Here is a 26,696-nt window from a genome sequence, read left to right as displayed (position 1 = left end):
AGGTGATAACAAGGGGCCTTTCGATGCATCCTTCATGCGCGCCTCCCCACCGTGCGTTGTCCGGCCTCCAGCCTCGCACCTGAGGACGGGGTACGGCGACAGGCGCCCTACCCGGGACCGTCCCGGAAACCGCGCTGGGGGTTCACCCGGACCGCATCAGGTGCCGGGGCGGCGGCCGAAGAGCCGCACGTGCGTGCCCACCGAGCCCAGTTCCCACAGCCGCTGGGCGTCGGCCGGCAGCAGGTTGACGCAGCCGTGCGAGCCGATGGACTTGTTGTGCAGGTACGTGGTGGTCTGGTGGAATCCCATGCCGCCGTAGAAGCGCTGCCAGAGCGGCATCCACACCTCGTACGGGTTGGACCACTCCCGCTTGTTCCGGTAGTTGATCGCATACGAGCCGGAGACGGTGGCGTAGCCGGCCATCCCGGTCCGGGTGACCGTGGGAGCCATCACCACCTTGCCGCTGCGCATCACCCAGACCGTCTGGTTGGTCAGGTCCACGCAGAAGGTGGTGCCCGAGCCGGCCCGGCAGTCGCTGGTGTCGGTGCTCGCCAGCCGGCGGGCCACGTCGTACGTGGTCGGACCGGCCCGACCGGCGGCCGGAAGGATCCCGTACCGGCGCTGGAACCGCTTGATGGCCGCGCAGTCGGTGTCCGACTGCCGGCCGTCCACCTCGACCGTGCCGAATCCGCCGAGCTGGGCCAGGTACTTCTCCACCTCGCGCTGCCGCTCGCCCTGCGGGCATGCGGACGACGGCGAGGCCGACGGGGTCGGCGACGGACCCGGCGAACCGCTCCGGGTCGGTTGCGGTGACGCGGGCTGCGCCGACGACGGACCCGGAGCGGCGCCGGTAGGCTGGGCGGAGCCGGGCAAACCGCTCGCCCCCGTTACCTCGCTCTCCGCGGCCACCGGCACGGATCCGCCTTGACCCGACTGGTGCTCCTGCGGCCCGAACGTGCACGCTCCGGCACCGACCAGCGTGACCACCGCCACCATCAACAGGCGGATCGCGAGACGTGTTCGAGTCATCGAGCCTCCCCAGGCGGTGTTCACCTTGCAGTAGACGCGACATGCCACGGATCCGTTGCGCCCGTCCGACGACCGTGTCCGTCCCGTTATCCGCGTGCAAGACTGGAGGGTCTGCCGCGAGGACCAGTGCGAGAGGAACGATGGCGTGACCGGTGGCCCACTGATCGTGCAGTCGGACAAGACCCTCCTGCTGGAGGTCGATCATCCGGACGCCCTTGCCTGCCGGATGGCCATCGCGCCGTTCGCCGAGCTGGAGCGCTCGCCGGAGCACGTCCACACGTACCGACTGACCCCGCTGGGGTTGTGGAACGCCCGGGCGGCCGGGCACGACGCCGAGGGCGTGGTGGACGCCCTGATCAAGTACTCGCGCTACCCGGTGCCGCACGCGCTGCTGGTCGACGTGGCCGACACCATGGACCGGTACGGCCGGCTGCAACTGGTCAACCACCCGAGTCACGGGCTGGTGCTGCGGGCGCTGGACCGGATGGTGCTGATCGAGGTGACCAAGAGCAAGAAACTGGCCGGGATGTTCGGCGCCAAGGTCGACGACGACACGATCGCGGTGCACCCGTCCGAGCGCGGGCGGCTCAAGCAGGCGCTGCTCAAGGTGGGCTGGCCGGCCGAGGACCTGGCCGGGTACGTCGACGGTGAGGCGCACCCGATCGAGCTGGCCGAGGCCGGCGGGGACGGTGGCCGGCCGTGGACCCTGCGGTCCTACCAGCGGGAGGCCGTGCAGCAGTTCTGGGCCGGCGGTTCCGGGGTGGTGGTGCTGCCCTGCGGCGCCGGCAAGACCCTGGTCGGCGCGGCGGCGATGGCCGAGGCCAAGGCCACCACGCTGATCCTGGTCACCAACACCGTGGCCGGCCGGCAGTGGAAGCGGGAGCTGATCGCCCGCACCTCGCTGACCGAGGAGGAGATCGGCGAGTACTCCGGCGAGCGCAAGGAGATCCGTCCGGTCACCATCGCGACGTACCAGGTGCTCACCGCGCGGCGCGGCGGCGCGTTCACCCACCTCGACCTGTTCGGCGCCCGCGACTGGGGTCTGGTGATCTACGACGAGGTGCATCTGCTGCCCGCGCCGATCTTCCGGTTCACCGCCGACCTGCAGGCCCGGCGCCGGCTCGGCCTGACCGCCACGCTGGTCCGGGAGGACGGCCGGGAGGGCGACGTCTTCTCGCTGATCGGCCCCAAGCGGTACGACGCGCCGTGGAAGGACATCGAGTCGCAGGGCTGGATCGCCCCGGCGGACTGCACCGAGGTACGCGTCACGCTCACCGACGCCGAGCGGATGGCGTACGCGACGGCCGAGCCGGAGGAGCGGTACCGGATGGCGGCCACCGCCCGGACCAAGCTTCCGGTGGTGCGCGCCCTGGTCGGGCGGCATCCGGACGATCAGGTGCTGGTGATCGGCGGCTACATCGACCAACTGCACGAGCTGGGCGAGTTTCTCGACGCGCCGATCGTGCAGGGTTCGACCACCAACAAGGAACGCGAGCGGCTGTTCGACGCGTTCCGGGCCGGTGAGGTCCGCACGCTGGTCATCTCGAAGGTGGGCAACTTCTCCATCGACCTGCCCGAGGCGGCCGTGGCGATCCAGGTCTCCGGCACGTTCGGCTCGCGCCAGGAGGAGGCGCAGCGGCTGGGCCGGGTGCTGCGGCCCAAGGCCGACCGCCGGCAGGCGCACTTCTACACGGTGGTCGCCCGGGACACCATCGACACCGAGTACGCCGCGCACCGGCAGCGGTTCCTCGCCGAGCAGGGGTACGCGTACACCATCGTGGACGCCGACGACGTGCTCGGCCCGCCCCTGCCGTCGGTCGACTGACCCGGCAGCGGACGCCCGCCCGTTGCCGGGTGGGCGTCCGCTGCCGGGTGGGCCGTTTCTCAGCCGGCCGGGGCCGCCGCGGGCACCGGGCCGCCGACCGGGGCCGGGCCACCCGCCGGGGCACTCTCCGCGGGCGCGCCGTCGGAGAGTGCGGCGCTCGCCGGAACACGGTCGTTCGGGATGGCCAGCGCCACCAGGGCGGCCCCGACCAGTACGACCGCGCCGACGAACTGACCGGCCCGCATCCCCGCGACGAACTGGGCGCCGTCGGCGTACCCGCCCGCGGCCGAGAAGATCGCCCCGAGCACGGCGATCCCGAGCACCGTTCCGAGCTGGCGTAGCGCGTTGGAGGTGCCGGACGCCACGCCCGCCAGGTGCTGCGGGGCGAAGCCGAGGGTGACCCGGGCGATCGGGGCGAAGAACAGCCCCATGCCCAGGCCGGCCACCGCGAACGGCGCGACCAGCTGCGAGTACGGCAGGTCCGGCCGGCTCACCAGCGACAGCCAGCCGATCCCGACGGCCTGGAGCACCAGGGAGAGCGCCAGCACCAGCCGACCGCCGATCCGCTCGGCGAGCCGGCCGGAGAACGGCGCCACGAGCGCCGGCAGGGCGGTCCAGGGCAGGCTCCGGACGCCGGCGGCCAGCGGCGAGTAGCCCTGGACGGTCTGGAGGAACTGCGCCCCCAGGAACACCGAGCCGAACACCCCGAAGGACATCACGAACGCGACGACGTTGGCCAGGCTGAAGCCGCGGCTGCGGTAGAGGTGCAGCGGCATCATCGGGTGCGGCGCCCGGCGCTGCCAGCCGAGGAAGGCCAGTACCAGCAGGCCGCCGCCGATCAGGCCGGTCAGTACGGTGCCGTCGGTCCAGCCGTGTCCGCCGCCGCGGACCAGCCCGAACACCACCCCGAACAGGCCGGTGGTGGCCAGCAGCACGCCGATCGGGTCGAGCCGGCCCGCGCCGCCGCGGCTCTCCCGCAGGGCTCGGCTGAGCGGCAGCAGCGCCAGCCCGATCGGTACGTTGATCCAGAACACCCACTGCCACGAGGCGTACTCGACGACCGCGCCGCCGATGACGGGTCCGAGCGCGACGCCCAGGCCGCTCATGGCGCCCCAGAGCCCGAAGGCGGTGCCGCGGCGCTCGGCCGGCACCACGTCGGCGAGCAGGGTGAGGGTGAGCGGGGTGACGATGGCGCCGCCGAGGCCCTGCACGGCGCGGGCGGCGATCAGGGTCTGGATGTCCGGCGCCACGGCCGCCGCCGCCGAGGCCAGGGTGAACAGCGCGAGCCCGAGGGTGAACAGCCGGCGGCGGCCGTACCGGTCGCCCAGCGCGGCGCCGGTGAGCAGGAAGACCGCGAAGGTCAGGGTGTACGCGTTGACCGTCCACTCCAACCCCTCCAGCCCGGTGTGCAGGTCCACCCGGATCACCGGGAGTGCGTTGGTGACGACGAGGTTGTCCATCGCGACCATGAAGACCGCGATGCCGGTGATCAGGAACGTCCAGAGCTGGGAGCGGTCCTGCCGCATCTCTCCTCCTAGGGAAGTGATTAACCACTAACTTCTTGGGGCAACAAAACGGCGGGCGACTCAGCCCGCCCGGTCCTCCGGCGGCGGCTCGATCAGCCCGGTGAGCGACTCCCCCAGCTGTTCCTTGATCCGCGGGATGTCCAGCGCCGCGAAGACGTTCAGCAGCATCCCGCTGGCCATGAACTGCATGACCTCGCGGTCGTCGCCGCCGATGATCCGGTCGAACTGGGCCCACATCCGCCCCATCCGGCGCCGGGCCACCGCCCGCACGTCGGCGTCGTCGCAGGCGACCGCCCACATCTGCAACTGGAGCTGGAGCATGGACCGGTCCTCAAGCTGGGCGGCGTACGCCGCGCCCATGGCCTCCCGGGCCGGGGCGCCGCTCAACCCCTCGCCCGCCGTCTCGAACAACTCCTCCAGCCGGTCGAAGCAGTCCTCCAGGGCGGCCAGGAAGATCGCCTTCTTGGAGGGAAAGAGCCGGAACAGGTACGGCTGCGAGACGCCGACCCGCCGGGCGATGGCCTCGGTGCTGGTGCCCGCGTAGCCGGACGCGCCGAACTCGATCCGGGCCGCCTTCAGCACGGCGATCCGGCGCTCGTCGGCACTCATCCTGGGACTCACGGCGGCAATGTTAGTGACCAATAACTAACTCGTCAACCGGGTACCCGCGGACCGCCGTCGAGCAGATCGGCCATCAGGTCGCCGTACCCGTCCACCCGGGCCAGCACCTCGGCGGCGGTGAACTGCCGGACGGCCCCGCCGGCGGCGACCGCGTCCTCGACCTCGTCCCAGGTCAGCGGGGTGGACACGGTGGGCCGGGCCGCGGCCCGCAGCGAGTAGGCGGTCACCGTCGTCTTGGCCGCGCTGTTCTGACTCCAGTCGATGAACACCTTGCCCGGCCGCAGCTTCTTCGCCATCTTCGCGGTGACGAGCCGGGGGTCGGCGTTCTCCAGCTCGCCGGCGATCCGCCGGGCGTACCCGGACACCTCGTCGGCCGACTGCTCGCCGGCGATCGGGCAGCACAGCTGCATGCCCTTCCTGCCGGAGGTCTTCGGATGGCTGGCGATGCCGTCGGCGGCCAGCCGGTCCCGCATCCGGACCGCCACCGCGCAGCACTCGGCCAGCCCGGCCGGCGCCCCCGGATCGAGGTCCACCACCAGCATGTCGGGGTGCCGGCCGATCCGCCACTGTGGCGTGTGCAGCTCCAACGCCGCGAGATTGGCCAGCCACACCAGCGTCGGCAGGTCGTCGCCCACCACGTACTCGATGGTCTCCCGGCCCTTCGACGAACCCGGCGCCGGCAGCCGGACCACCCGCACCCAGCCGGGCGTGGCCGCCGGCTTGTTCTTCTCGAAGAACGACGCGCCGTCGACCCCGTTGGGGAAGCGGATCCGGGTCAGCGGCCGGTCCCGCAGGTGGGGCAGCAACACCGGCGCGATCCGGGTGTAGTAGTCGATCACCTCGCCCTTGGTGAAGCCCGCGGCCGGATACAGCACCTTGTCCAGATTGGACAGCTCCAGCTCGCGGCCGGCCACCCTGACCCGTACCCGCTCAGCCGGCATCGTGCACCTCGTCCGGGGCCTTGTCCGGGCGCAGCCGGAGCAGCCGGGGGAACCGCAGCCGCCCGTCCGGGGTGCGCTGGCCGTACTTCACCTCCACCACCGTGCGAGGGGTGACCCAGCGCGCCCCCCGGGCATCCTCCCGGGGCACCGCGCCGCGCGCCACCCCCGGCACGAACGGCGAATCGGGTACGCGCAGGGGCTCCAGGATCCCCAGCAGCTCCCGCTCCGTCGCCGCGCCGATCCCACCGCCGACCCGGCCCCGGTAGTCCAGCCGGCCGTCCGGCCGGGGCACGCCGACCAGCAGCCCGCCGATCCGGCGTACCCCCGGCCGCCAGCCGCCCACCACGAAGTCGCCGGTGGTCTCCAGCTTGGCCTTCACCCAGTCCGGCGAGCGCGCCCCCGGGCGGTAGGCCGAGTCCAGCCGCTTGGCCACCACCCCTCCAGGCCGTGCTCGCCGGCGGCAGCCCAGGTGGCCCGGCCATCGGCAAAGACCGGGGGTACGGCCCAGCGCGGCCCGCCCAGGCCCAGTTCCTCCAGGGCGCGCCGGCGCTGCCGGTAGGACCACCGGTACAGCTCGGCGCCGCGCAGCCGGAGCAGGTCGAAGATCATGTACGTCACCGGCGCACCGGCCGCCAACCGCGCGGCGCGACCGGGATCCCGCACGTGCATCCGCTCGGCCAGCGCGGTGAACGACGGGACACCGTCCGGGCCGAGCACCACCACCTCGCCGTCCAGCAGGACGTCCTCGGCCTGTCGGGCCAGCGCGGCCAGTTCCGGGTAGGCCGCGGTGATCTCCACGCCGGACCGCGCCCACAGTGCGAGCCGGCCGCCGTCGGTGTCGGCCAGGGCCCGTACGCCGTCCCACTTGAACTCGTAGCCCCAGCCGGCGGCGCTCGGCAGTTCCCCGGTCACCGCCAGCATCGGCTTCACCGGCGCCCCTGGCACGCTCACCAGCCTAGATCCGCCGGCGCCGGATCCGCCGGGAAAGCCTCGCGCCCGGTTGCCGCTGGTGGAATCCTGGTCAATGGACATCGGAGGGAGACCGGCGACGGGGCGAGGAGTGCGGGGATGCGGGCAATCTGGAAGGGCGCCGTGTCGTTCGGCCTCGTCTCCATCGGGGTCCGGGTCTACTCGGCGACCGAGGAAAAGGACATCCGGTTCCATCAGGTGCACCGGGAGGACGGTGGCCGGATCCGGTACAAGCGCACCTGCTCGGTCTGCGGCGAGGAGGTCAGCTACGACGACATCGCCAAGGGGTACGACCTCGGCGGCGGCGAGATGGTCATCCTCACCGACGCCGACTTCGCCGACCTGCCGCTGAGCACCTCGCACGCGATCGACGTGCTGGAGTTCGTCCCGGCCGAGCAGGTCGACCCGATCCTGTACAACAAGGCGTACTTCCTGGAGCCCGAGGGCACGGCGGCCAAGCCGTACGTGCTGCTGCGCGACGCGCTCACCGACTCCGACCGGGTCGCGATCGTGAAGGTGGCGCTGCGGCAACGCGAGCAGTTGGCCACGCTGCGGGTCCGCGAGGGTGTGCTGGTGCTCAACACGATGCTCTGGCCGGACGAGATCCGCAGCCCTGACTTCGGCTTCCTCGACGAGGACATCAGCGTCCGCGCCCCCGAGTTGGCCATGGCCACCTCGCTGATCGACTCGATGGCCGCCGACTTCCAGCCGGACGCCTACACCGACGACTACCGCGCGGCGCTGCAGGAGGTCATCGACGCCAAGGTCGAGGGGCGCGAGATCGTCGCACCCGAGGAGGAGGAAGCCGCCCCGGCCGCCGCGGTCGACCTGATGGCCGCGCTGCGCGCCTCGGTGGACCGGGCCCGGACCGCCCGCGGCGAAACCGGCGGCGCCGGCGGCGGTCGCGGCAGCGGCGGCGCCCACGGCGGTGGCGGGGAGCCCACCCCGATCACCTCGGCCCGCTCCGCCAAGAAGGCGGCGGCGCCGGCCGGGAAGAAGGCAGCGAAGAAGGCAGCGGAGAAGGCTCCGGCCAGGAAGACCGCCGAGAAGAAGGCCACCGGCGCGGCCAAGAAGACCGCCGCCGGCAAGGCCACCGCGGCCAAGAAGACCACCGCCGGCAAGGCCGCCGGGGCCAAGAAGAGCACCGGCGCCAAGAAGGCGACCGGCGCGGCCAAGAAGACCTCCTCCCGCAAGTCCGCCTGAGGCGGGGGGACCTGCGTCTCCCTACACTCGCGTCATGACGCTCTCGCTGATCCCGATGACCCAGGACGAGTTCGATCGGCGGATGCGCACCGCTGTCGAGCACTACGCCCGGGCCAACGCGGAGGCCCGCAACATTCCCCTCGCGGAGGCGATGGCCGACTCCGAGAAGCAGACCCGGCGGGCCCTGCCGCACGGCCTGCAAAGCCCCGGCATGCTGCTGTTCACCGGGCGGGACGCCGCCGGGGAAGAGGTCGGCTGGATCTGGCTCGCGCTCCCCGGCGACCAGGCCGGCGGCCCCGAGCGGGGTTGGGTCTACAACATCGAGGTGTCGGCCGAGCACCGCGGCCGGGGGTACGGCCGGGGCCTCATGCTGGCCGCCGAGCGGGAGCTTGCCGCCCGTGGCGTGGGCGCGCTCGGCCTGAACGTGCACGGCCACAACACCACGGCCATGCGGCTGTACGAGAGTCTCGGCTACGAGGTCACCGCCTGGCAGTTGGCGAAGCCGTTCGGTACGGCGGGTCCGGCCGGTACCGGTGCCGGTGCCGGAGCCGGGGTTGGTGCCGGAGCCGGGGTTGGTGCCGGAGCCGGGGTTGGTGCCGGAGCTGGAGCTGAAGCCGAGTCCGGCGACGGGGCCGCCGAGGCCGCGGAGTCGGTGTCCCCGCTGGTCGCGCTGGCACCGATGACCGAGGACGAGCTACTGGTCCGGCTGCCGCTCTGGTCGCAGGAGCATGCCCGGTCCGAGGCGGCCAGCCGGCGGATCCCGGTGGAACAGGGCCGTGCCCGCACCGCCGAGCGGATCCGCACCGAGTTGCCGGATGGGGCGCAGAGCCGGGGCGCGCTGCTGCGAACCCTGCGCTCGGCGGATGGCACGGAGGTGGGCTGGGTCTGGGTGCGGCTGCCCGACGGCGCCGAGGGGTCCGGCCGGGCGGGGCTGAGCCACCTGGAGATCGATCCCGGCCAGCGCGGGCAGGGCTACGGCCGGGGCGCCATGCTGGCGGTCGAGCGGGAGTTGGTTGCTCGGGGCGTACCCGCAATGGAGCTGAACCTTTTCACCGGCAACGCCGCGGCCCGCGGGCTGTTCCACGGCCTCGGCTACGCCGTGGCGAGCCAGCAGATGGTCAAGCCCGTCTCCCCTTCCACGACCAAGCGTTAAGGCCCCAGCTGATCAACCCCGGTCCGGTACGCCGTGCCGGACCCAGTGCCGGATCTGCTCGGCGGCCTGGTCCGCCACGGGATGCCCCAGCGGGCGAGTCACGAGGTCGCTCAGCGCGAACATGTCCAGAACCCGGCCCGCATGAGCCCAGTTCTCCACCAGCGGCAGGTCAGCGGGCTGGCCCTCGACGAAGCCCGCGCGGAAGCCGTCCAGAAAGCCTTCGGGGTACTCGGCTCCGAGGCGGAGCATGTTCGCGGCGTCACCGTACGGGCAGCCGGAGTAGCTGAACTCCCAGTCCAGCAGCGCGGCTACTCGCCAACCGAGGCCCGCCGGAGACACCAGGATGTTCTTCGGGTTGATGTCGGCATGCACCAGCCGGGCGTGATCGTCGACGCCTGCCAACGCCGACGCGCTGACCTCGCACAGCCGAACCCAGGCGCGCCGGGTCACGCCGTCGAGACGGTCCTCGGGCGCTGCGGCCATGCAGCTCTCGGCGACCTCGGCCAACTGCTGCGACCACGGCCGTTCCTCCTTCACGCTGAGGTCACCGTCAACGAAGAACCCACGCCTGTCAAACCGCACAGCGCCGATCCCGGCGACGGCCCGGCCCACCTCGGCTCCCAGCTCACCGAACGCGGACCGGCCAAGATCACCTTGACCGAGCAATCCGCTCAGCATGACCCCGTCCACGTACTCGATGACCATCGCGGGTCGTGCGTGCTCATCCCCGCCGGGCATGACCAACAGGACGTCCGGAACCGGCACATGCCGACGGGCGGCGGCCATGACCCCTGCCTCAATCGCCGGGTCCGTTCCGCCGAACCGCACAACGACCCGACCGTCGGCAAGCGTCAACAGACACGTCTCGTGAGAGAACCCGCCCGCCAGCACGGATGCCGTCACGATCCTGCCGCCCAGCGCGTCCGCGATGCCCCGGAACCCGTCGATCCGCATTCGACCAGTCAAGCAGAGGAGCAGGAACATTCGGTGCGCCGCGTGCCGGGCCGGGCCGGCCCCGACGGTGGACGGCGGGCGACCAGCCAGCTACCGGGCCTCGGGCCGGGTCCGGGCGCGGCGGGTGGCCAGCAGGCCGCGTACGCCGAGCACCCCGACCGCGCTGCCGATGGCCAGCGAGGCCGCGATGAGCAGCACGTGCACCCAGAGAAAGCCGGTGCCGCCGCCCTGGCCGACGGCGCCGCCCGACCACGAGCGGGGATCGTTCCAGATGGCCACGGCGAACCGGGGCCAGATCACCCAGGTCCAGACGCCGACGCCGAGCAGAAACCCGGACCAACCCCGCGACAACACCATGAGCAGCGAGTATGCCAGCGGCGCGAGATCCGTTGACAGGCAACCATATGGTTGCCTATGTTGGGTCGGTGGACGACGACGATGCGGTCTTCCGCGCGCTCGCCGATCCGACCCGGCGCCGGCTACTGGACAGCCTGTACGCGCGCAATGGTCAGATGTTGAGTGAACTCTGCGCGCAAGTGGGAACGACGCGTCAGGCGGTGAGCAAACACCTGGCCATGCTGGAGGAGGCACGGCTCGTCGTGACGCTGCGTCGCGGGCGCGAGAAGCGGCACTACCTGAATCCCGCCCCGATCCTCGACCTCGCCGGTCGATGGATCCACAAATACGAGAGCCGGCGGCTGTTCGCGCTGGCCGAACTCAAACGTCACCTGGAGGAGGAGTCTCATGGCTGAGGCTGCGTTCGTCTACGAGACCGAGATCGCCACCACCCCGCAGCGGCTCTGGACCGCGCTCACCACGGGCTCCCTGACCCGCGCGTACTGGTTCGACCGGCGGATCGAGTCGGACTGGCTGGTCGGCTCGGCCGTCACCTTCTACGACGGTACGAGCGACCGGATCACCGACACCGGCGTGGTGCTGGAGAGCGTGCCGCCGCGCCGGCTGGTGTACAGCTTCCGCTACGAGGACGGCCCGGTCACCGAGCTGGACCGGCCGTACACCCGGGTCACCTTCGAGATCGAGCCGCTCGACGGTGGGAAGGTGCGGCTGCGCCTCGTCCACGACCAGTTCGCCAGCCCGGACGACGTCGCGGGCTGGGAGGCCGGCTGGACGCCGATCCTGGCCAACCTCCAGGCGTTCCTGGAGGGGGACAAGCTGCCGGCCACCGCGCCGCCCACCCCTGCGTCGGCCTGAGCGGCCCGCCCACGAACCGCGCGGACCGGCACGCACCGGGACCGCACCGGAGGGGATCCGGCAGGATGGGTACGTGACCGACGCGGTGATCTTCGACCTGGATGGCGTGATCGTGGACTCCGAGCCCGTCTGGGAGGAGGTGCGCCGCGCGTACGTCGACCGGCACGGCGGGCGGTGGCAGCCCGACAGCCAGCGCCGGCTGATGGGGATGAGCACCGGGGAGTGGGCCGCGTACCTGAGCGGTGAGCTGGGCGTCCAGCGCAGCCCCGAGCAGGTGGCCACCGAGGTCGTCGACGAGATGACCGAGCGGTACGCCGCGCACGTACCGCTGATCGCCGGCGCCGTGCAGGTGGTTCGCCGGCTGGCCGGGCGCTGGCCGCTGGGGCTGGCCAGTTCCTCGCCGCCCCGGCTGATCGACGCGGCGCTGGCCGCCGCCGGGGTGGCCGGCGAGTTCCGGGCCACCCTGTCGACCGAGCGGGTGCCGCGTGGCAAGCCGGCGCCGGACGTCTACCTGGCCGTCGCGCAGCGGCTGGGCGCCCACCCGAGCCGCTGCGTCGCCATCGAGGATTCCAGCAACGGGGTACGCTCCGCCGCCGCGGCCGGCATGCGGGTGATCGCGGTGCCGCACGGCGCGTACCCGCTCGACCCGGACGTGGCCGCTCGGACCGCGCTCACCATCGGCCGGATCGACGAGCTGACCGTCGACGCCGTGGCCGCGCTCCTGTCGTAGCGCTGATCGCTCGTCGCGCTGATCGCTCGTCGCGCTGATCGTTTGTCGCCCCTGATCGCGGAGCGTGCGGGGATACCGGCAACGGGATTTTGGCACTTGCCGATCGGCGCTACCGTCCAGACATGACCCGCTGGCCCCGGATCGGGGCATCCGTCGCCCCGGCCGCCACCGCCCGCCACACCACCGCGACCATCGCCGCCCGCCACACCACCGCGGCGGCCACCGCCCGGCCGACCACCGCCCGGCCGAGCACCGCGAGCACCGCGACCACCACCGCGACCGGCCCGACCCGTGCGAGCGCCCACTCAGTACAGTGGGCACGTGTCTCTATGGATTGCGGCGATATGGGGGTTTGTCGGCAGCGGCGTCGCCGAGGCGTTGAACCTCTACGGGATGATGCGCCCCACGACCGAGTCCAAGGGACGGTGGCAGTGGCCCTGGCGGGATCCCCGCGACCGGCCGATCATGCTGTTCGCCATCGCGCTGCGGGCCGCGGCCGGTACCGGTCTCGCGGCCGCGACGGCGGCCGGGGAGCTGGCGACCACGGCGTTTGCCGCCTTCGGCTTCGGAGTCACCGCACCGCTGGTGATCGCCAAGCTGTTCGATCAGGTCCGGGTGCTCGACCGCTCGTCCATACCGGAGTCGATGCGGCCGGGGAGCAACGACGATGACGGGGCGTGACAGGTTTCTCCGTCGGTTGGTCTCGGCGCTGGCCGCGCATCCGGCCGCCACGACCGCCTCCACCCCGCTGCCCACCCGGACCCGGCTGGCCGCCGCGCTGGCCGCGCGGCCGATCAGCCACGTGGACGGCGGTGCGGTCCGGTCCGCGCCGATCGACCCGGGCTGGAGCGCCCGCCGGGACACCGACCTCGGGGCGAAGCTCGCCGAGCGGGTCCGCTGGGTGGTGGCCGAGATCCTCGGCACCACGGCCGATCAGCTCCGGTTGGACTCCGACGGGGACATGGCGATCCGGGCCGGGTCCGCCATGATCTTCGTACGCACGCAGGAGGATCCGCCGCTGGTGGACGTCTTCTCCCCGCTGCTGTCCGGCGTACAGCCCACCGAGACGCTCTACCGTCGACTGGCCGACCTGACCAGCGGCATGATCATCGGCCGGGTCTACTGCACCGGCGACACGGTGTGGGCCTCGATCCCGGTGTTCGGCCAGGAGTTCCAGCCGACTCACCTGCTGGTGGCGATCCGCGCCATGGTGGAGATCGCGGACGACCTGGACGACCAGCTCCGGCACGAGTTCGGCGGCAGCCGGTTCTTCGGCGAGGAGGCCGCCGGCATCACGTCGGTACCGGACCCCACCGGCTACCTGCGCGACCTGGCCGACTCCGGTCAGGCCCTGGCCGGGAGCGTGCTGGTCGACCTGCTGGCCGACCGGGGCCGCACCGACGAGTTGCGGACCCGGGCCGAGCGCGGCGACTGGCACGCGGCCGCCCGCCTCGCGGCGCTCCTTCGGGACCGGGGCGAGATTCACGAGGCCGAGCAGTTCTGGCGGATCGCCGCCGACCGCGGCGAGCCGGTGGCCCGCACCGAACTGGCCACCATGCTTGTCGGCCGGGACCGGATCGACGAGGCGATCGAGTTGCTGCGCGGTGCGCCCGACGACGACTGGCGCTCGGTGGGCCTGCTGCTGACCCTGCTCAGCGAGCAGGGCCGGATCGACGAGGCCGTCGAGCTGCTCCGGTCCCGCGCGCAACGGCGGACCGGGCCGCCCGCGGAGCCGACCGCCGACGACAGCGACGAGGGCTGAGCCGGCCGTAAGCCGGCGAACGGCGACGCCGAGGGGACGGCTCCGCGCAGGATGGGAGGGGTCCCGCAGCGGGATCCACCGAAAGGAGTCGTCCGCATGAAGGCGATCGTCTACCGCCGTACCGGTGGTCCGGACGTGCTTGAGCTGACCGACCGGCCGGATCCCGAGCCGGAGCCCGGCGAGGTCCTGGTCCGGCTCGCCGTGGCCGGGGTCAACCCGACCGACTGGAAATCCCGCCGCGGCGACGGCTCGGGCGGCCCGCCGCCGGCCGGCTGGCAGGTACCCGGGCAGGACGGCGCGGGCGTCGTCGAGGCGGTGGGCACCGGGGTCGACGGGGCGCTGGTCGGCGAGCGGGTCTGGCTCTGGGAGGCCGCCTGGCAGCGGCCGTGGGGCACGGCCGCCGAGTACACCGCGGTGCCGGTCCGGCAGGTCCAGCCGCTCGGGGCGGCCTCGTTCGACCTGGGCGCCTGTCTCGGCATCCCGTTCCTGACCGCGCACCGCTGCCTGACCGTCGGCGAGACGATGCCGCGGCACCTGCACGCCGGTGCGCTGACCGATCGGACGGTCCTGGTGCAGGGCGGCGCCGGCGCGGTCGGAAACGCCGCCATCCAACTGGCGCGGTGGGCGGACGCCACCGTGATCGCCACGGTGAGCAGCCCGGAGAAGGCGCAGTTGGCGATGGCGGCCGGCGCGACGCACGTGATCGACTACCGCCGGCAGGACGTGGTCGCCGAGACCAGGAAGATCGCGCGGGCCGGGGTGGACACCGTCGTGGAGGTGTCCGCGGCGCACAACGCCGGCGTCGACAGCCAGGTCCTCGCCCGGTACGGCGCCGTCGCCATGTACGCGGACGACGGGGGCGCCGAGGTGACCGTCCCGGTCCGGGCCAACATGCCCCCGAACGCCCGCTGGCAGTTCGTGCTGGTCTACACTGTGCCGCCCGCGGCGAAGGCGCAGGCGGTGACGGATGTGGCCGCCGCGGTTGCCGACGGGGCGGTCCGGGTGGGCGGGGAGGCGGGGCTGCCGCTGCACCGGTATGCACTGGCCGAGGCCGCCGCCGCGCATCGCGCGGTCGAGGAGTCGGCGGTGGGCAAGGTGCTGATCACGACCGCGGCGCAGTAGCAGCCCCAGCCCGCCGGCGCGGGCGGCAACCAGGGGCCGCTCACCGCGGCGGCGCGGGCGGCTCACCGCCCAGGGGCCGCTCACAGCGGCGGCGCGGGCGGCTCCGGCGGCTTGCCCCAGGCGCGGCGCGCGTCGGCCAGGGCCACGCCGAACAGCACCAGCCCGACGGCGAACAGCACCGCGACCGTCGGCGCCCAGAACAGGGCGGGGAAGACCAGTGCCAGCACGCCGATCGCGACCAGCCGGGACGGGGAGACCCGGTCGAACACCTCCCGCTCGAATCGGGACCGGCCGATCATGTACAGCGCCGGGCCGCCGGCGATCACCGCGATCCAGGCCGGTGGCGTGTGCCCCATCGGATGCTCGATGGCCAGGTCGTAACCGATGGCCGTGGCCACCACCCCGGCCACCATCAACAGGTGCGAGTCCGCGGCGGAGCGGCCGATCCGGGCCGGCCGGCGGGCGCGGCCGACCGCCTCCGCGAAGATCTCACCGGCGCGGTAGAAGTAGATCCGCCAGATCAGGATCGTGATGCCGAGGGCGATCGCGAACGCCGCCGTCTCCAGCGCCCCGAATCCGGAGCGCGCGTAGCTCAGGCCGTCCACCAGGATCGCCTCGCCGAGCGCGACGAGGAAGAACTGCTGGTAGCGCTCGGCCAGGTGGGCGCCGGCGATGTCCCACTTGGCCGGGGCCGAGCGACCCAGGCCGGGCACCGGCCAGCCGGTCCGGTTGGCCAGATATTCGATGGCCAGGGCGGCGCCCCAGACGTACAGCCGGGGCCAGCTCTTCACCAGCAGGAAGCCGAGAATCCAGATGATCCCGGTGCACGAGTAGACGATCAACGTGCGGATCTTGAGTCGCTGGCGGGGAGTGCCGCGCAGCGCGACGGCCAGCAGCGCCGGCCGGCTCAGCTGCGCGATCAGGTAGCCGGCGACCACCAGGGCACCCCCGTTGATCCCGAAGGCGCGCGGGATGCCGACCCCGATCACCATGCTGGACACCAGCGCGATAAGCACGCTGAGCTGGATGATCGGGTGGTACGGGTCGTACCGGCTGGTGGTCCAGGCGTTCTGCTGCCAGACCGACCAGAGGATCAGCAGCAGGAGCGCGGTCTTGCCGCCGCCGGCCAGCACCGTCGGCAGGTGGTTGTGTCCGCGGTCGGTGGTGAGGTCCTCCACGGCCCGGGCCACCACGCGGTTGAGCGAGAAGACGAACACCAGGTCGAAGAAGAGCTCAAGGAACGAGGCGCGCCGTGTCGCCTCGCCCTTGTGCAGCAACCTCACCGGCTCGCCCACCGTGATCCACCCCGTCCGTGCGGCGAGGTCGCCCCACTGAGGCAGTCATAGTGCAGACCCGGCCGGACCGTCCGGACAATCCGGCAAGCCGCGCATCCGCCCGCCGGCCGTGCTAACGAGCGGATCGGGCCCGATCCCGGTACCGCCGCGGATCCGGCCCGATCCGGGACGGAACCCGGTTCCGGGCGGGCCGGTGGGGCCGATCAGTCCAGCCGGGTGACCGGCAACTCCCCGGCGGCGTACCGGGACCGGACCCGCTTCTTGTCGAACTTGCCCACCGAGGTCTTCGGCACCGACTCGATGAACGACCAGCGCTCGGGCACCTGCCAGCGCGCCAGTCGGTCGGCCAGGAAGGTCTGGAGTTCCTCGGGGCGGCGGTGGCGCCCGCCCGCAGCACCACGGTGGCCAGCGGTCGCTCGTCCCAGCGGTCGTCCGGGACGCCCACCACGCACGCCTCCAGCACCGCCGGGTGGGCCATCAGGGCGTTCTCCAGTTCCACCGAGGAGATCCACTCGCCGCCGGACTTGATCACGTCCTTGGCCCGGTCGGTCAGCGTCAGGTACCCCTCGGGCGACAGGTTTCCCACGTCACCGGTGCGCAGCCAGCCGTCGCGGAACTTGTCCGGGTCCGGGTCGTCGTCCCCGACGTACCGGGCGGTGACCCACGGTCCGCGGACCTCCACCTCCCCCACGGCCTCGCCGTCGGCGGGCATCGGCTCGCCGTCCGGGCCGACGATCCGGGCCTGCACACCGGCCGGTACGCGGCCCTGGCTGTACCGGTAGGTCCAGGCCGTCCCGTCGTCCACCCCGGCGGGCGGCCGGGCCACCGAGCCGAGCGGGGACATCTCGGTCATCCCCCAGGCGTGTATGACGTCGATCTGGTGCCGCTCGGCGAAGGCGTGCATGAGCGACGGCGGGCAGGCCGAGCCGCCCACGATGACCTCGCGCAGCGAGGACGTGTCGGTCGGGTGGGCGTCCAGGTGCGCCAGCAGGTCGGTCCAGATGGTCGGCACCGCGCCGGCCAGGGTGGGCCGCTCGGCCGCGATCATCTCGGCGATCGGGCCGCCCTGGAGGAACCGGTCCGGCATGATCAGCGACGCCCCGGAGATGAAGGCGGCGTACGGGATGCCCCAGCTCATCGCGTGGAACATCGGCACGATGGCCAACTCCCGGGTGGTCGGGCCGAACCCGAAGCTCTCCGGCATGCAGACCTGGAGCGAGTGCAGGTAGATGCTGCGGTGCGAGTAGGCGACGCCCTTGGGGTTGCCGGTGGTGCCGGAGGTGTAGCAGAGCGCCGCGGCGTCCCGTTCGTCCAGCTCGGGCCAGTCGTACCGGTCCGGCTTGCCGGCCAGCAGATCGTCCCAGGCGTGTACGGCGATCCGGCCGTCCCCGGCGGCCAGCAGCGGCGCCGGGTCGCCGCCGCCGACCACCACCACGTGCCGCACGGTCGTCATTTCCGGCAACACCCTGGCCAGCAGCGGGATGAGCGTGCTGTCGACGAGCACCACCCGGTCCTGCGCGTGGTTGGCGATCCACGCCACCTGCTCGGGGAAGAGCCGGATGTTGAGGGTGTGCAGCACCGCGCCCATGCTCGGCACCGCGAAGTACGCGGCCAGGTGCTGGGCGTTGTTCCACATGAAGGTCCCGACCCGCTCGTCGCCGGTGACCCCCAGATCGTCGTGCAGCGCGTGTGCCAGCCGCGCGGCCATGGCCCCGACCTCGGCGTACGACAGCCGGCGTGGCTCGGCACCGGTCCAGGTGACCACCTCGGAGCGGCCGTGCACGGTGGTGCCGTGGTCGAGGATCCGGGAGACCAGCAGGGGCGTGTCCATCATCGTGCTGCGCATGGGTCACACCGTAGTGGCGCGCGTCACAGTGCGAAACCCGTGGTCCGGTCGATCCGGTCCATCGCGGGTACGGCCAGGTCGGACGCCTAGGGTGTAACCATGGCATACCTGTCCTGGGCGGAGTCGTACGTGGGTCAACTCCGCGCGCTCGCCGGCGACCGGACGCTGCTGTTCGTGGGCGCTCGCGCGGTGGTCCGGGACGAGACCGGCCGGGTGCTGCTCATCGAACGCTCGGACAACGGGCACTGGGCCATGCCGGCCGGCGCGATGGAACTCGGCGAGTCGATCGCCGACTGCGTCATCCGGGAGGTACGCGAGGAGAGCGGGCTGGCCGCGACAGCGGTGACCCCGTTCGCCATGTACACCGGGGCGGACCGGACCCACACCAACATGTTCGGGCACACCTACCAGCTGTTCACCGTGGCGTTCCGGGTCGACGAATGGTCCGGCGAGCTGGTCGTACCGACCGAGGAGACCACCGACGCCCGGTTCTGCCGGCCGGACGAGTTCCCCGAGCCGCTCTCCGGCTCGGTGATCGAGACCCTGGCCGATCTCGTGGCCTTCGAACGGACCGGCCGGCTGGTGCTCAAGTAGCGCGAGGGTGGCCCGGCCCACGTCCGGGACCCGCTAGATCATGGTCTGCGACTGGGCCTCCATCTCGGTGGCGGCCTCGTCCTTGGACTGCCGGTCCAGCGGCCGGCCCCCGGGCGCGGGCGCGGGACCGCCGGCCGGCCCCACCCCGCCAGTGGCGCCGCCCGGACCGGCACCGCGCAGTTCCTTGTTCGGCAGGGCCAGCGTCACGGCCACCGCGAGGATCGCGACCAGCCCCGCGACCAGGAAGACGGTGTGCAGCGAGTCGACGAACGCGGCCTGGATCGCGGACCGCACCGGCGCCGGCAGCGCCAGGATCCGGGACGGCTCGTTGACCGAGATGCCGGCGCCTCCCGCCGCCGCCACCTGGGCCCGTTCGTCCGGCGGGAGTTGGGCGATCGCCGCCGGAAGCCGGGCGGCGAGACCGCCGGTCAGCCCGTTCGACAGGACCGCGCCCAGGATGGCCACCCCGAACGAGCCGCCGAGCGAACGGAAGAACGTCGCGGCCGACGTACCGGCGCCCAGATCCCGGGGCTCGACGGCGTTCTGCACCGCCAGGATCAGCGACTGCATGCACAACCCGAGCCCGACGCCGATCACCACCATGTCGCCGAAGGCGACCCAGAGCGGCGACCGCACCTGCAGTCCGGTGAACAGCATCATGCCGACCACCAGGGTGGCCGAGCCGGCCACCGGGAACCACTTGTAGCGGCCCAGCCGGCTCATCGCCCGGCCGGACAGCACCGACGTGACGATGACGCCGGCCATCATCGGCAGCATCAGCAGGCCGCTGCGGGTCGGTGTGGCGCCCTTGACGATCTGGAGATAGAGCGGGATGAAGATGATCGACCCGAACATCACCAGACCCAGCACGAAGCCGGCGGCGTTGGCCAGCGCGAAGGTGGACCTGCGGAACAGGCCCAGCGGCAGGATCGGCTCGCTGGCCCGGCGCTCCTGGAGCAGGAAGAGCACGGCCAGGACGCCGCCCGCGACGAACAGCCCGACGATCGTGCCCGAACCCCACGGGTACTGGCTGCCGCCCCAGCTCAGCGCGAGCAGCAGGCTGCTCACCCCGGCCACCAGCAGGAGCGCGCCGAGCCAGTCGATCGCGTGCCGGCGCCGGCTGAACGGGACCAACCGCAGCACGCGGTAGCAGACGACGATCGCCACCACGGCCAGCGGCACGTTCAGGAAGAAGATCCACCGCCAGTCGTGCTCGGCGAAGTAGCCGCCGACCAGCGGCCCGGCGACCGAGGCCAGCCCGAACACCGCCCCGAACAGGCCCTGGTAGCGACCGCGTTCCCGGGGCGGCACCACGTCCGAGATGATGGTGAAGGCCAGCGTCATCAGCCCGCCGGCACCGAGCCCCTGGATCCCCCGGGTCACGATCAGCTGGGTCATGTTCTGGGACAGGCCGGCCAGCAGGGAGCCGACGAGGAAGGCCCCGATCGAGAACAGGAACACCGGCCGCCGCCCGTACAGGTCGGCCATCTTGCCGTACAGCGGCGTCGAGGCGGTGGCCGCCAGCAGGTACGCGGTGACCACCCACGAGTAGTGGTTGATCCCGCCGAGCTGGCCGACGATCGTCGGCAGCGCCGTGCCCACGATCGTCTGGTCCAGCGCGGCGAGCAGCATTCCGGTCATCAGGCCGCCCATCAGCAGCAGAATCTGCCCGTGCGGCAGTGCGGGGTGGTCGCTGGAGGCCGGAGCCGGAGCCGAGGTCATGGTCCGGTCTCCCCGGGTCGACCGGAAACATGCCTGGGACGCCCCGCTCCGGCCGGGCCGCGCCACGCCGGACCTGGCATGCCGGGCCGGACCTGGCATGCCGGGCCGGACCTGGCATGCCGGGCCGGACCGTGCCGGGGGATATTCGCTGGACAGCGCGGTCGGACCGGATCAGCATCGCTCGTGCCGCTGAACAGCCTCCTGCGCCGGCTGGCGATCGACCTCACCCCGTTACGCACGTCGCGGGACTTCCGGCTGGTCTTCGGCGCCACCGGCGTGTCCGGGCTGGGGTCCTTCGTCACGTACGTCACGATCCCGTACCAGGTCTACAGCCTGACGAAGGACCCGCTGCTGGTCGGCCTGCTCGGGGTCTGCGAACTGGTGCCGTTGCTGTTCATGGCGTTCGTCGGCGGCGCCCTGGCCGACTATCTGGACCGCCGGCGGCTGGTGCTCGGCGGCGAGATCGGCTTCACGGTGCTCTGCGGGATCCTGCTGGTCAACGCCATGACCGAGCGCCCGCACCTGTGGCTGCTCTACCTGGTCGCGGGGCTGACCGCCGCGCTGGACGGGGTGCAGCGGCCGGCCCTGGAGGCGATCACGCCCCGGGTCGTCACGCCGGACGAGATCCCCGCGGCCGGGGCGCTCAGCTCGATGCGGATGAACATCGTCTCGCTGGCCGGTCCGGCGCTGGCCGGCGTACTGATCGCCACGGTCGACCTGGCCTGGGTGTACGCGCTGGACCTGGCCACCTTCGCGGTCTCGCTGACGTTGCTGGGGCTGGTCCGCGCCATGCCACCGCCGGCGGCCGCCGACCGGCCGTCCCTGCGGTCGGTCGCCAACGGCCTGCGGTACGCGCGCAGCCGGCCGGAACTGCTCGGCACCTACCTGGTGGACATCAACGCGATGTTCTTCGGCATGCCGCAGGCGCTCTACCCGTTCCTGGCCGAGCGGCTGGGCGGGCCGGCCGTACTGGGACTGCTGTACGCGGCACCGGCCGCCGGTGCGGCACTGGCGGCGCTGACCTCGGGCTGGGCCCGGCACGTACACCGGCACGGCCTGATGGTGCTGCTCGCCGCCGGGTGCTGGGGGCTGGCCATCGTCGGCTTCGGCCTGGCCCACGCGCTCTGGCTGGCCGTGCTGCTGCTGGCCCTGGCCGGCGCCGCGGACGAGATCTCGGCGCTGTTCCGCGGCATCATCTGGAACCAGACCATTCCGGACCATCTACGTGGCCGGCTGGCCGGCATCGAGATGCTGTCGTACTCCACCGGACCGCTGCTCGGCCAGCTCCGATCCGGACTGTCCGCCCGGTGGACCGGTGTCTCCGGCGCGATCGTCTCCGGTGGTGTCCTCTGCGTACTCGGCACGGCAGCGCTGGCCGCCACGCTGCCGGCGCTGGTCCGGTACGACGGCCGGGACGGCCGGGCACGCAAGGAGGCCGAGGAGGCGGCGTGGGCCGCCGCCCGTGCGAGCGTCAGTGCCGGCCCTCGGCGAACTCCTCAATGATCTTGGCGCAGAACGCCGGCAGATCGTCCGGCTTGCGGCTGCTGACCAGCCCGTTGTCCGTGTGCACCGGTTCGTCCACCCAGGTCGCTCCGGCGTTGGTCAGGTCGGTCCGCAGGCTGGGCCAGGAGGTCAGCGTGCGCCCCGCCACGACGTCCGCCTCGACCAGCGCCCACCCGCCGTGGCAGATCACGCCCACCGGCTTGCCGGCGTCGAAGAACGACCGGACGAAGGCGACCGCCTCGCGGTCGGCGCGCACGAAGTCGCCGTTCGCCACCCCGCCGGGCAGCACCAACGCGTCGTACCGGTCCGGATCCGCCTCGGCGACCGTGATGTCCACGTCGTACGACTTGCTCTTCTCCAGGTAGTTGTAGCCCTGGATCGTCCCGGGTCGCAGCGAGACCAGTTCGGCCGTCGCGCCCGCGTTCTCCACCGCCTCGCGGGGCTGCGTGTACTCCAGTTCCTCCATGCCATCCGTGGCCAGGAGCGCAATGTGCTTGCCCTGCAACGATGCCGCCATCGGTCGGCCTCCCTCTCCCCAGGTTTCCCGGCCCCGCCCGGTCGATCGGCGGGGGCGGGTCCGTGCCGAGCGAACCGGCATTCCGGTACGCTCTGGACGAATTCCTTCCCGGATCGGCGGCGACCAAACGCCGTCGCCCGCGCTCACCGCGGCACCGCCCGCGTCCGGTCACCGCCGCGCCGCAACGCGGCAACGCCGCAACACCGTGGCACCGCCGCACCGTGGCACCGCCGCACCGTGGCACCGCCGCACCGTGGCACCGCCGCACCGTGGCACCGGCCGCGTTTGGTCGCCTTCGCCCCGGGGATCCGTACCGGCATGCCGACAGCAGCGCAGCAGCAGCGAATGGCGGCCGTGGTGCACGGATGGGACGGCCGGGGTGTCCTGATCGTCGGTGACGCCATGCTGGACGAGTGGCGCTTCGCCGACTCGAACCGGCTCTGCCGGGAGGCACCCGCCCCGGTGCTCACCCTGCGGCGCCGGCTGGTGGCGGCCGGCGGAGCCGCGAACACGGCGGTCAACCTGGCCGCGCTCGGCGGTCGCGCCGCCCTCGTCGCGCCGGTGGGCACCGACGTGGCCGCCGACGACCTGCACGACTGCCTGGACCGGGCCGGGGTCTGGGACCGGACCGTCTCCCAGCCCGGCCGCCCGACCCCGATCAAGCGCCGGCTGCTGGCCGGCAACCAGATCCTGGTACGCGAGGACGAGGGCGACGCGGACTGCCGGCTCACCGGCGAGGTGATCGGCGAACTGCTCGGCGCGCTCGCCCGGGCGGCGGCCGAGCTGCGGGCCCGGACCAGGACCGACCCGGCCCTGGTGATCTGCGACTACGGGCTCGGCGCGCTGCCCGAGCCGGTACGCGCCTGGCTCGTCCGGCACCGGGACATGTTCGCCACCGTGGCGCTGGACGCGCACGATCTGACCGACTGGCGGGCGCTCGCGCCCACCGTGGTGACGCCGAGCTTCGCGGAGGCGACCCGGCTGCTGGACGGGGCGGCGCCGGGCAGCGCCGGCGTCCCGGTGGTCGTGCCCGCCGAGCTGGCCGCCGGACCGACCAGCCCGGCCGTACCGCCCACCGGCTCGGCAGCGCTCGACGGCTCGCCGCTGGACGGGTCGACACCGCTGGACGGCTCGCCGCTGGACGGGGTGGGCGAGATCGAGCTGACCGGCGACGAGATCGGCGCGGCCGACCACGACATCGTGGCGGCCGGCCTCGACCTGGGCGCCGACCGGGCGGAGCTGGCCCGGGTACGGCTGCCCGAGCTGCGCGCCCGCACCGGCGCCGACGTGGTGGCCGTGACGCTGGACGTCGACGGCGCGGTCGTCGGCGGCGCCGACGGCCAGCACGGCCGCAGCCACGCCACGCCCGTCCCGCCCAGCCACACGGTCGGCGCCGGAGACGCGTATCTGGCGGCCATGACCCTGGCGCTGGCCGCCGGGGCGCCGCTGCCGACGGCGGCCCAGCTCGCCCAGCTCGCGGCCACGATCACCGTGTCGGAGACCGGCACCTGTGTCTGCGTACGGGAGGAACTGCTGGCGGCGCTCGGCGTGGCCGGCGGCGTGGGCGACGGCCCGGCCGTGCCGGTACCCGGCCTGGTGGATCCGGCCGGCCTCGCCGCGCTTGTCGACCGGCACCGCGACGCCGGGCGGACGATCGTGTTCACCAACGGCTGCTTCGACGTGCTGCACCGCGGCCACGTCCGGTACCTGCAACAGGCTCGCGCACTCGGCGACGTGCTGATCGTCGCGGTCAACGCGGACGACAGCGTGCGCCGGCTCAAGGGCCCGGACCGGCCGGTCAACCCGATCGAGGACCGGGTGTCGGTGCTGACCGCACTGGCCTGTGTGGACCACGTGGTGACCTTCGCGGAGGACTCGCCGGGCGCGCTCATCGAACTGGTGCGGCCCGACGTGTACGTCAAGGGCGGCGACTATCCGCCGGAGCTGGTGCCGGAGGCGCCGCTGGTGCATGACCTCGGCGGCGAGGTGCGCACCCTGGGGTACGTGCCGGACCGGTCCACCTCGGCGATCATCGACCGGATCCGCGCGCACGGGTTGGCCAGGGATCCCTCCGCCGCGAGCGAGGACAGGGGACAGTTCCTCTCGGGTGAGCGGCGGTGAGCAGGCCGGTGGAGCAGGGCAACGCGGTGGAGTTCCGCACCGCGCGCCGGCTGGACGTGCTGATACCGACCCGCAACCGCGCGGCGGAGTTGGCCGTCACGCTCTCCGGACTCGCCGCCCAGTCGGGGCCGGCGGACTTCGGCGTGGTGGTCAGCGACCAGTCCGACGGCGAGCCGGGGTGGTCCGTCCCGGCGGTCGCCACGATGGTCCGGGTACTGCGCCACCGGGGGCATCCGGTGCTGTTGACCCGCCGGCTGCCCCGCCGCGGGCTGGCCGAACACCGGGCGTTCCTGCTCGGTCAGTCCCTGGCCCGGTACGTGCTCTGCGTGGACGACGACGTCTGGCTGGAACCGGGCGCCGTGGACCGGATGATGACCGCCATCACCGAGCTGGGCTGCGGGTTCGTCGGCAACGCCGTACACGGGCTGTCCTACCTCACCGACCGGCGCCCGGAGGTGCACGGGCACTACGCGGAGTGGGACGGGCCGCCGGTGCCGGAGCGGATCCGGCCGGGGACGCCGGCCTGGGAGCGGGCGCGCATCCATCCGGCGGCGAACCTGCTGCACATCACCGAGCGGCTGCGGCTGGCCCCGGACGAGTGGCGCGCGTACAAGGTCTCCTGGATCGGCGGGTGCGTGCTGTACGACCGGGCCAAGCTGGTCGACGCGGGCGCCTTCGACTTCTGGCCCGAGGTGGGCGACCGGCATCAGGGCGAGGACGTGGCCGCCCAGCTCGCCGTGCTGGAGCGGTACGGCGGTGCCGGCATCGTGCCCAGCGGGGCGTACCACCTGGAGACCCCCACCACGGTCACAGATCGGGACGTGGAGGCGTGGGAGATCCTGCTGAACAACCCGGTCAGCTTCGGTTGACCGGGTCCGACCCGCCCGTCGCTGCGGCGCCCGCTCCGGTGGCCGCTCCGGTGACGGCTCCGGCGCCCGCTCCGGTGACGGCTCCGGTGACGGCTCCGGTGACCGTGAGGTCGGCCACCGCCGTCAGCACCTCGGACACCGGCACGTCGGTGACGAACGACTCCCGGTGCTCGCAGCCCTCGCCCGGCCGGTCCGGATAGATGTCCCGGGTGCAGTCCGCGCCGCAGACCGGGCAGTGCAGGGTCCACGAGATGATCGGCCGGTGCCGGGCGCGCAGCGGCGTGGCACAGTTGATCATGTTGCCGACCCAGAAGATGCCGACCGTCGCCGTACCCACCGCGGCGGCCAGGTGCACCGGTCCGGTGTCGTTGGCGACCAGCACGGCGCAGCCGGCGAGGAACCCCACCAGCCCGCTCAGCGACAGTTCGCCGGTGAGGTCGCGCACCGGTGCCCGGGCCGCCGCCACCACCCGCGCGGTCAGTTCCCGCTCCGCGGCCGAGCCGGTGACGAAGACGTCGTACCCGCCGTCCACCAGCCGGTCCGCGACGGCCGCGAACCGTTCGGCCGGCCACCGCCGGCGCGGGTCGGTGGCGCCGGGATGCAGCGCGACGCGCGGTCGCCCGACCGGGCCGGTCACCGCGCTCGCCTCGGCCCGGTCCGCCTCGGTGACCGCGAGCCGGGGCGCCCGGTCCACCGGGCGGGCGCCGACCAGCCCGACCACCTCCAGGTAGCGCACCGGCTCCGGCTGGTAGATGACGTACCGCAGCCAGCGGTCCAGCGGCGGCGCGTCCGGCGCCCGCAGCCCGACGGTCAGCCGCGCCCCCAGGTCGAGGATCAGCGGGTTGGAGTTGGCGCCGCCGCCGTGCAACTGGACCGCCAGGTCGAACCGCTCGCGCCGGGCCGCGGCCAGGAAGTCGCCAAGCGGTACGTCCGGTTCATCGGCGCCGGCCACCCGGATTCCCGGCGCGGGCGGGACCACCAGCACCCGGTCCACCGGGCCGGGCCGCCGACCGTCGAACAGCGCCGCGTGCCAGGGCGCGCCCAGCAGCACCAGTTCGGCCTCCGGGTACGCGGCCTTGAGCGCGGCCAGGGCGGGCAGCACGAAGATGAAGTCACCGAGGGCGTTGGCCCGCAGGACGGCGATGCGCCGGACGTCCGGCACCAGGTCACCGGCGGCCATCG

24 protein-coding genes and 2 pseudogenes are annotated in these 26,696 nt (G+C 72.9%); 13 read left to right on the top strand and 13 right to left on the bottom strand.

Annotation, left to right across the window (positions count from 1 at the left end):
- Positions 1–156: 156 nt before the first annotated feature.
- Positions 157–1,029: a L,D-transpeptidase family protein gene (locus CIK06_RS02670; protein WP_095567510.1), complete on the bottom strand. Its 873-nt coding sequence runs from the start codon at positions 1,027–1,029 to the stop codon at positions 157–159.
- Positions 1,030–1,174: 145 nt separating this feature from the next.
- Here CIK06_RS02670 and CIK06_RS02665 point away from each other — a divergent pair, with 145 nt between their 5' ends.
- On the top strand, positions 1,175–2,854 hold the full coding sequence (locus CIK06_RS02665; RefSeq protein WP_095563476.1) for a DNA repair helicase XPB: 1,680 nt from the start codon (positions 1,175–1,177) through the stop codon (positions 2,852–2,854).
- Between the two features lie 59 nt (positions 2,855–2,913).
- Here CIK06_RS02665 and CIK06_RS02660 read toward each other — a convergent pair whose 3' ends face one another.
- The 4 genes and pseudogenes from CIK06_RS02660 to ligD (CIK06_RS02645) form a co-directional block, all read right to left on the bottom strand.
- The gene (locus tag CIK06_RS02660; RefSeq protein ID WP_095563475.1) at positions 2,914–4,380 is read right to left on the bottom strand and encodes an MFS transporter; all 1,467 of its coding nucleotides are present in this window, start codon (positions 4,378–4,380) and stop codon (positions 2,914–2,916) included.
- 60 nt (positions 4,381–4,440) lie between these two features.
- Positions 4,441–5,001, bottom strand: coding sequence for a TetR/AcrR family transcriptional regulator (locus tag CIK06_RS02655; RefSeq protein WP_157756579.1), 561 nt, complete (start codon positions 4,999–5,001; stop codon positions 4,441–4,443).
- A gap of 32 nt (positions 5,002–5,033) precedes the next feature.
- Positions 5,034–5,942 carry a non-homologous end-joining DNA ligase gene (gene ligD, locus CIK06_RS02650; RefSeq protein WP_095563473.1) on the bottom strand — a complete coding sequence of 303 codons (909 nt, stop codon included), beginning with the start codon at positions 5,940–5,942 and terminating at the stop codon, positions 5,034–5,036.
- A pseudogene (gene ligD, locus CIK06_RS02645) lies at positions 5,932–6,887 on the bottom strand (non-homologous end-joining DNA ligase). The gene ligD (CIK06_RS02650) and the pseudogene ligD (CIK06_RS02645) overlap by 11 nt, the downstream one beginning before the upstream one ends.
- A gap of 123 nt (positions 6,888–7,010) precedes the next feature.
- Between ligD (CIK06_RS02645) and CIK06_RS02640 the strand changes: the two are divergent.
- Together CIK06_RS02640 and CIK06_RS02635 are read left to right on the top strand one after the other, a co-directional pair.
- Positions 7,011–8,114 (top strand): Ku protein, encoded by a 1,104-nt coding sequence (locus tag CIK06_RS02640; protein WP_095563472.1) that lies wholly within the window; start codon positions 7,011–7,013, stop codon positions 8,112–8,114.
- A 34-nt stretch (positions 8,115–8,148) separates the two neighbouring features.
- Positions 8,149–9,267, top strand: coding sequence for an N-acetyltransferase (locus CIK06_RS02635; protein WP_095563471.1), 1,119 nt, complete (start codon positions 8,149–8,151; stop codon positions 9,265–9,267).
- Between the two features lie 12 nt (positions 9,268–9,279).
- Here the strand turns inward: CIK06_RS02635 and CIK06_RS02630 are convergent, their stop codons facing one another.
- Together CIK06_RS02630 and CIK06_RS02625 are read right to left on the bottom strand one after the other, a co-directional pair.
- Positions 9,280–10,221: a phosphotransferase gene (locus CIK06_RS02630; RefSeq protein ID WP_157756578.1), complete on the bottom strand. Its 942-nt coding sequence runs from the start codon at positions 10,219–10,221 to the stop codon at positions 9,280–9,282.
- Between the two features lie 90 nt (positions 10,222–10,311).
- Positions 10,312–10,578: an SCO4848 family membrane protein gene (locus CIK06_RS02625; protein ID WP_095563469.1), complete on the bottom strand. Its 267-nt coding sequence runs from the start codon at positions 10,576–10,578 to the stop codon at positions 10,312–10,314.
- Between the two features lie 68 nt (positions 10,579–10,646).
- Here CIK06_RS02625 and CIK06_RS02620 point away from each other — a divergent pair, with 68 nt between their 5' ends.
- From CIK06_RS02620 to CIK06_RS02610, 3 genes are all read left to right on the top strand, one after another.
- Entirely contained in the window at positions 10,647–10,973 is a 327-nt protein-coding gene (locus CIK06_RS02620) for a helix-turn-helix transcriptional regulator (RefSeq protein ID WP_198348082.1), read from the top strand.
- Positions 10,966–11,433: an SRPBCC domain-containing protein gene (locus CIK06_RS02615; RefSeq protein ID WP_095563467.1), complete on the top strand. Its 468-nt coding sequence runs from the start codon at positions 10,966–10,968 to the stop codon at positions 11,431–11,433. The genes CIK06_RS02620 and CIK06_RS02615 overlap by 8 nt, the downstream gene beginning before the upstream one ends.
- Before the next feature lie 73 nt (positions 11,434–11,506).
- Positions 11,507–12,163 carry an HAD family phosphatase gene (locus tag CIK06_RS02610; protein WP_095563466.1) on the top strand — a complete coding sequence of 219 codons (657 nt, stop codon included), beginning with the start codon at positions 11,507–11,509 and terminating at the stop codon, positions 12,161–12,163.
- Positions 12,164–12,272: 109 nt separating this feature from the next.
- Here CIK06_RS02610 and CIK06_RS02605 read toward each other — a convergent pair whose 3' ends face one another.
- Positions 12,273–12,434, bottom strand: a complete 162-nt coding sequence (locus tag CIK06_RS02605) for a hypothetical protein (protein ID WP_157756577.1) — start codon at positions 12,432–12,434, stop codon at positions 12,273–12,275.
- 50 nt (positions 12,435–12,484) lie between these two features.
- Between CIK06_RS02605 and CIK06_RS02600 the strand changes: the two genes are divergently transcribed.
- The 3 genes from CIK06_RS02600 (at position 12,485) to CIK06_RS02590 (ending at position 15,047) form a co-directional block, all read left to right on the top strand.
- On the top strand, positions 12,485–12,844 hold the full coding sequence (locus CIK06_RS02600; RefSeq protein ID WP_157756576.1) for a hypothetical protein: 360 nt from the start codon (positions 12,485–12,487) through the stop codon (positions 12,842–12,844).
- A complete protein-coding gene (locus CIK06_RS32280) occupies positions 12,831–13,925 on the top strand; it encodes a hypothetical protein (RefSeq protein WP_157756575.1) in 1,095 nt (364 codons plus the stop codon). Before CIK06_RS02600 ends, CIK06_RS32280 begins: the two co-directional genes overlap by 14 nt.
- 96 nt (positions 13,926–14,021) lie before the next feature.
- Entirely contained in the window at positions 14,022–15,047 is a 1,026-nt protein-coding gene (locus CIK06_RS02590; RefSeq protein ID WP_095563463.1) for an NADPH:quinone reductase, read from the top strand.
- Positions 15,048–15,127: 80 nt separating this feature from the next.
- Here CIK06_RS02590 and CIK06_RS02585 read toward each other — a convergent pair whose 3' ends face one another.
- Both CIK06_RS02585 and CIK06_RS02580 read right to left on the bottom strand, forming a co-directional pair.
- Positions 15,128–16,342 (bottom strand): low temperature requirement protein A, encoded by a 1,215-nt coding sequence (locus tag CIK06_RS02585; RefSeq protein WP_232533976.1) that lies wholly within the window; start codon positions 16,340–16,342, stop codon positions 15,128–15,130.
- A 203-nt stretch (positions 16,343–16,545) separates the two neighbouring features.
- A pseudogene (locus tag CIK06_RS02580) lies at positions 16,546–18,188 on the bottom strand (fatty acid--CoA ligase).
- Positions 18,189–18,287: 99 nt separating this feature from the next.
- Between CIK06_RS02580 and CIK06_RS02575 the strand changes: the two are divergent.
- Positions 18,288–18,782 carry an NUDIX domain-containing protein gene (locus tag CIK06_RS02575; RefSeq protein WP_095563461.1) on the top strand — a complete coding sequence of 165 codons (495 nt, stop codon included), beginning with the start codon at positions 18,288–18,290 and terminating at the stop codon, positions 18,780–18,782.
- A gap of 33 nt (positions 18,783–18,815) precedes the next feature.
- Here CIK06_RS02575 and CIK06_RS02570 read toward each other — a convergent pair whose 3' ends face one another.
- On the bottom strand, positions 18,816–20,504 hold the full coding sequence (locus CIK06_RS02570; protein ID WP_095563460.1) for an MDR family MFS transporter: 1,689 nt from the start codon (positions 20,502–20,504) through the stop codon (positions 18,816–18,818).
- Positions 20,505–20,687: 183 nt separating this feature from the next.
- On the opposite strand from CIK06_RS02570, the gene CIK06_RS02565 reads away from it, so the two are divergent.
- Positions 20,688–22,007 (top strand): MFS transporter, encoded by a 1,320-nt coding sequence (locus CIK06_RS02565; protein ID WP_232533975.1) that lies wholly within the window; start codon positions 20,688–20,690, stop codon positions 22,005–22,007.
- On the opposite strand, the gene CIK06_RS02560 is transcribed toward CIK06_RS02565, so the two are convergent.
- Entirely contained in the window at positions 21,976–22,524 is a 549-nt protein-coding gene (locus CIK06_RS02560) for a type 1 glutamine amidotransferase domain-containing protein (RefSeq protein ID WP_095563458.1), read from the bottom strand. The genes CIK06_RS02565 and CIK06_RS02560 overlap by 32 nt on opposite strands.
- A 318-nt stretch (positions 22,525–22,842) precedes the next feature.
- Here CIK06_RS02560 and rfaE2 point away from each other — a divergent pair, with 318 nt between their 5' ends.
- Together rfaE2 and CIK06_RS02550 are read left to right on the top strand one after the other, a co-directional pair.
- Positions 22,843–24,645 carry a D-glycero-beta-D-manno-heptose 1-phosphate adenylyltransferase gene (gene rfaE2 / locus CIK06_RS02555; RefSeq protein ID WP_095567509.1) on the top strand — a complete coding sequence of 601 codons (1,803 nt, stop codon included), beginning with the start codon at positions 22,843–22,845 and terminating at the stop codon, positions 24,643–24,645.
- On the top strand, positions 24,642–25,514 hold the full coding sequence (locus CIK06_RS02550) for a glycosyltransferase family A protein (protein WP_095563457.1): 873 nt from the start codon (positions 24,642–24,644) through the stop codon (positions 25,512–25,514). Before rfaE2 ends, CIK06_RS02550 begins: the two co-directional genes overlap by 4 nt.
- On the opposite strand, the gene CIK06_RS02545 is transcribed toward CIK06_RS02550, so the two are convergent.
- Positions 25,501–26,694: a glycosyltransferase family 9 protein gene (locus tag CIK06_RS02545; RefSeq protein ID WP_095563456.1), complete on the bottom strand. Its 1,194-nt coding sequence runs from the start codon at positions 26,692–26,694 to the stop codon at positions 25,501–25,503. The genes CIK06_RS02550 and CIK06_RS02545 overlap by 14 nt on opposite strands.
- Positions 26,695–26,696: the final 2 nt, after the last annotated feature.

The sequence above is a fragment of the Plantactinospora sp. KBS50 genome (assembly GCF_002285795.1).
Taxonomy (GTDB): Bacteria; Actinomycetota; Actinomycetes; order Mycobacteriales; family Micromonosporaceae; genus KBS50.
Note: the sequence above shows the minus strand (reverse complement) of the source record. Positions and strands in the feature narration are given on the sequence as shown.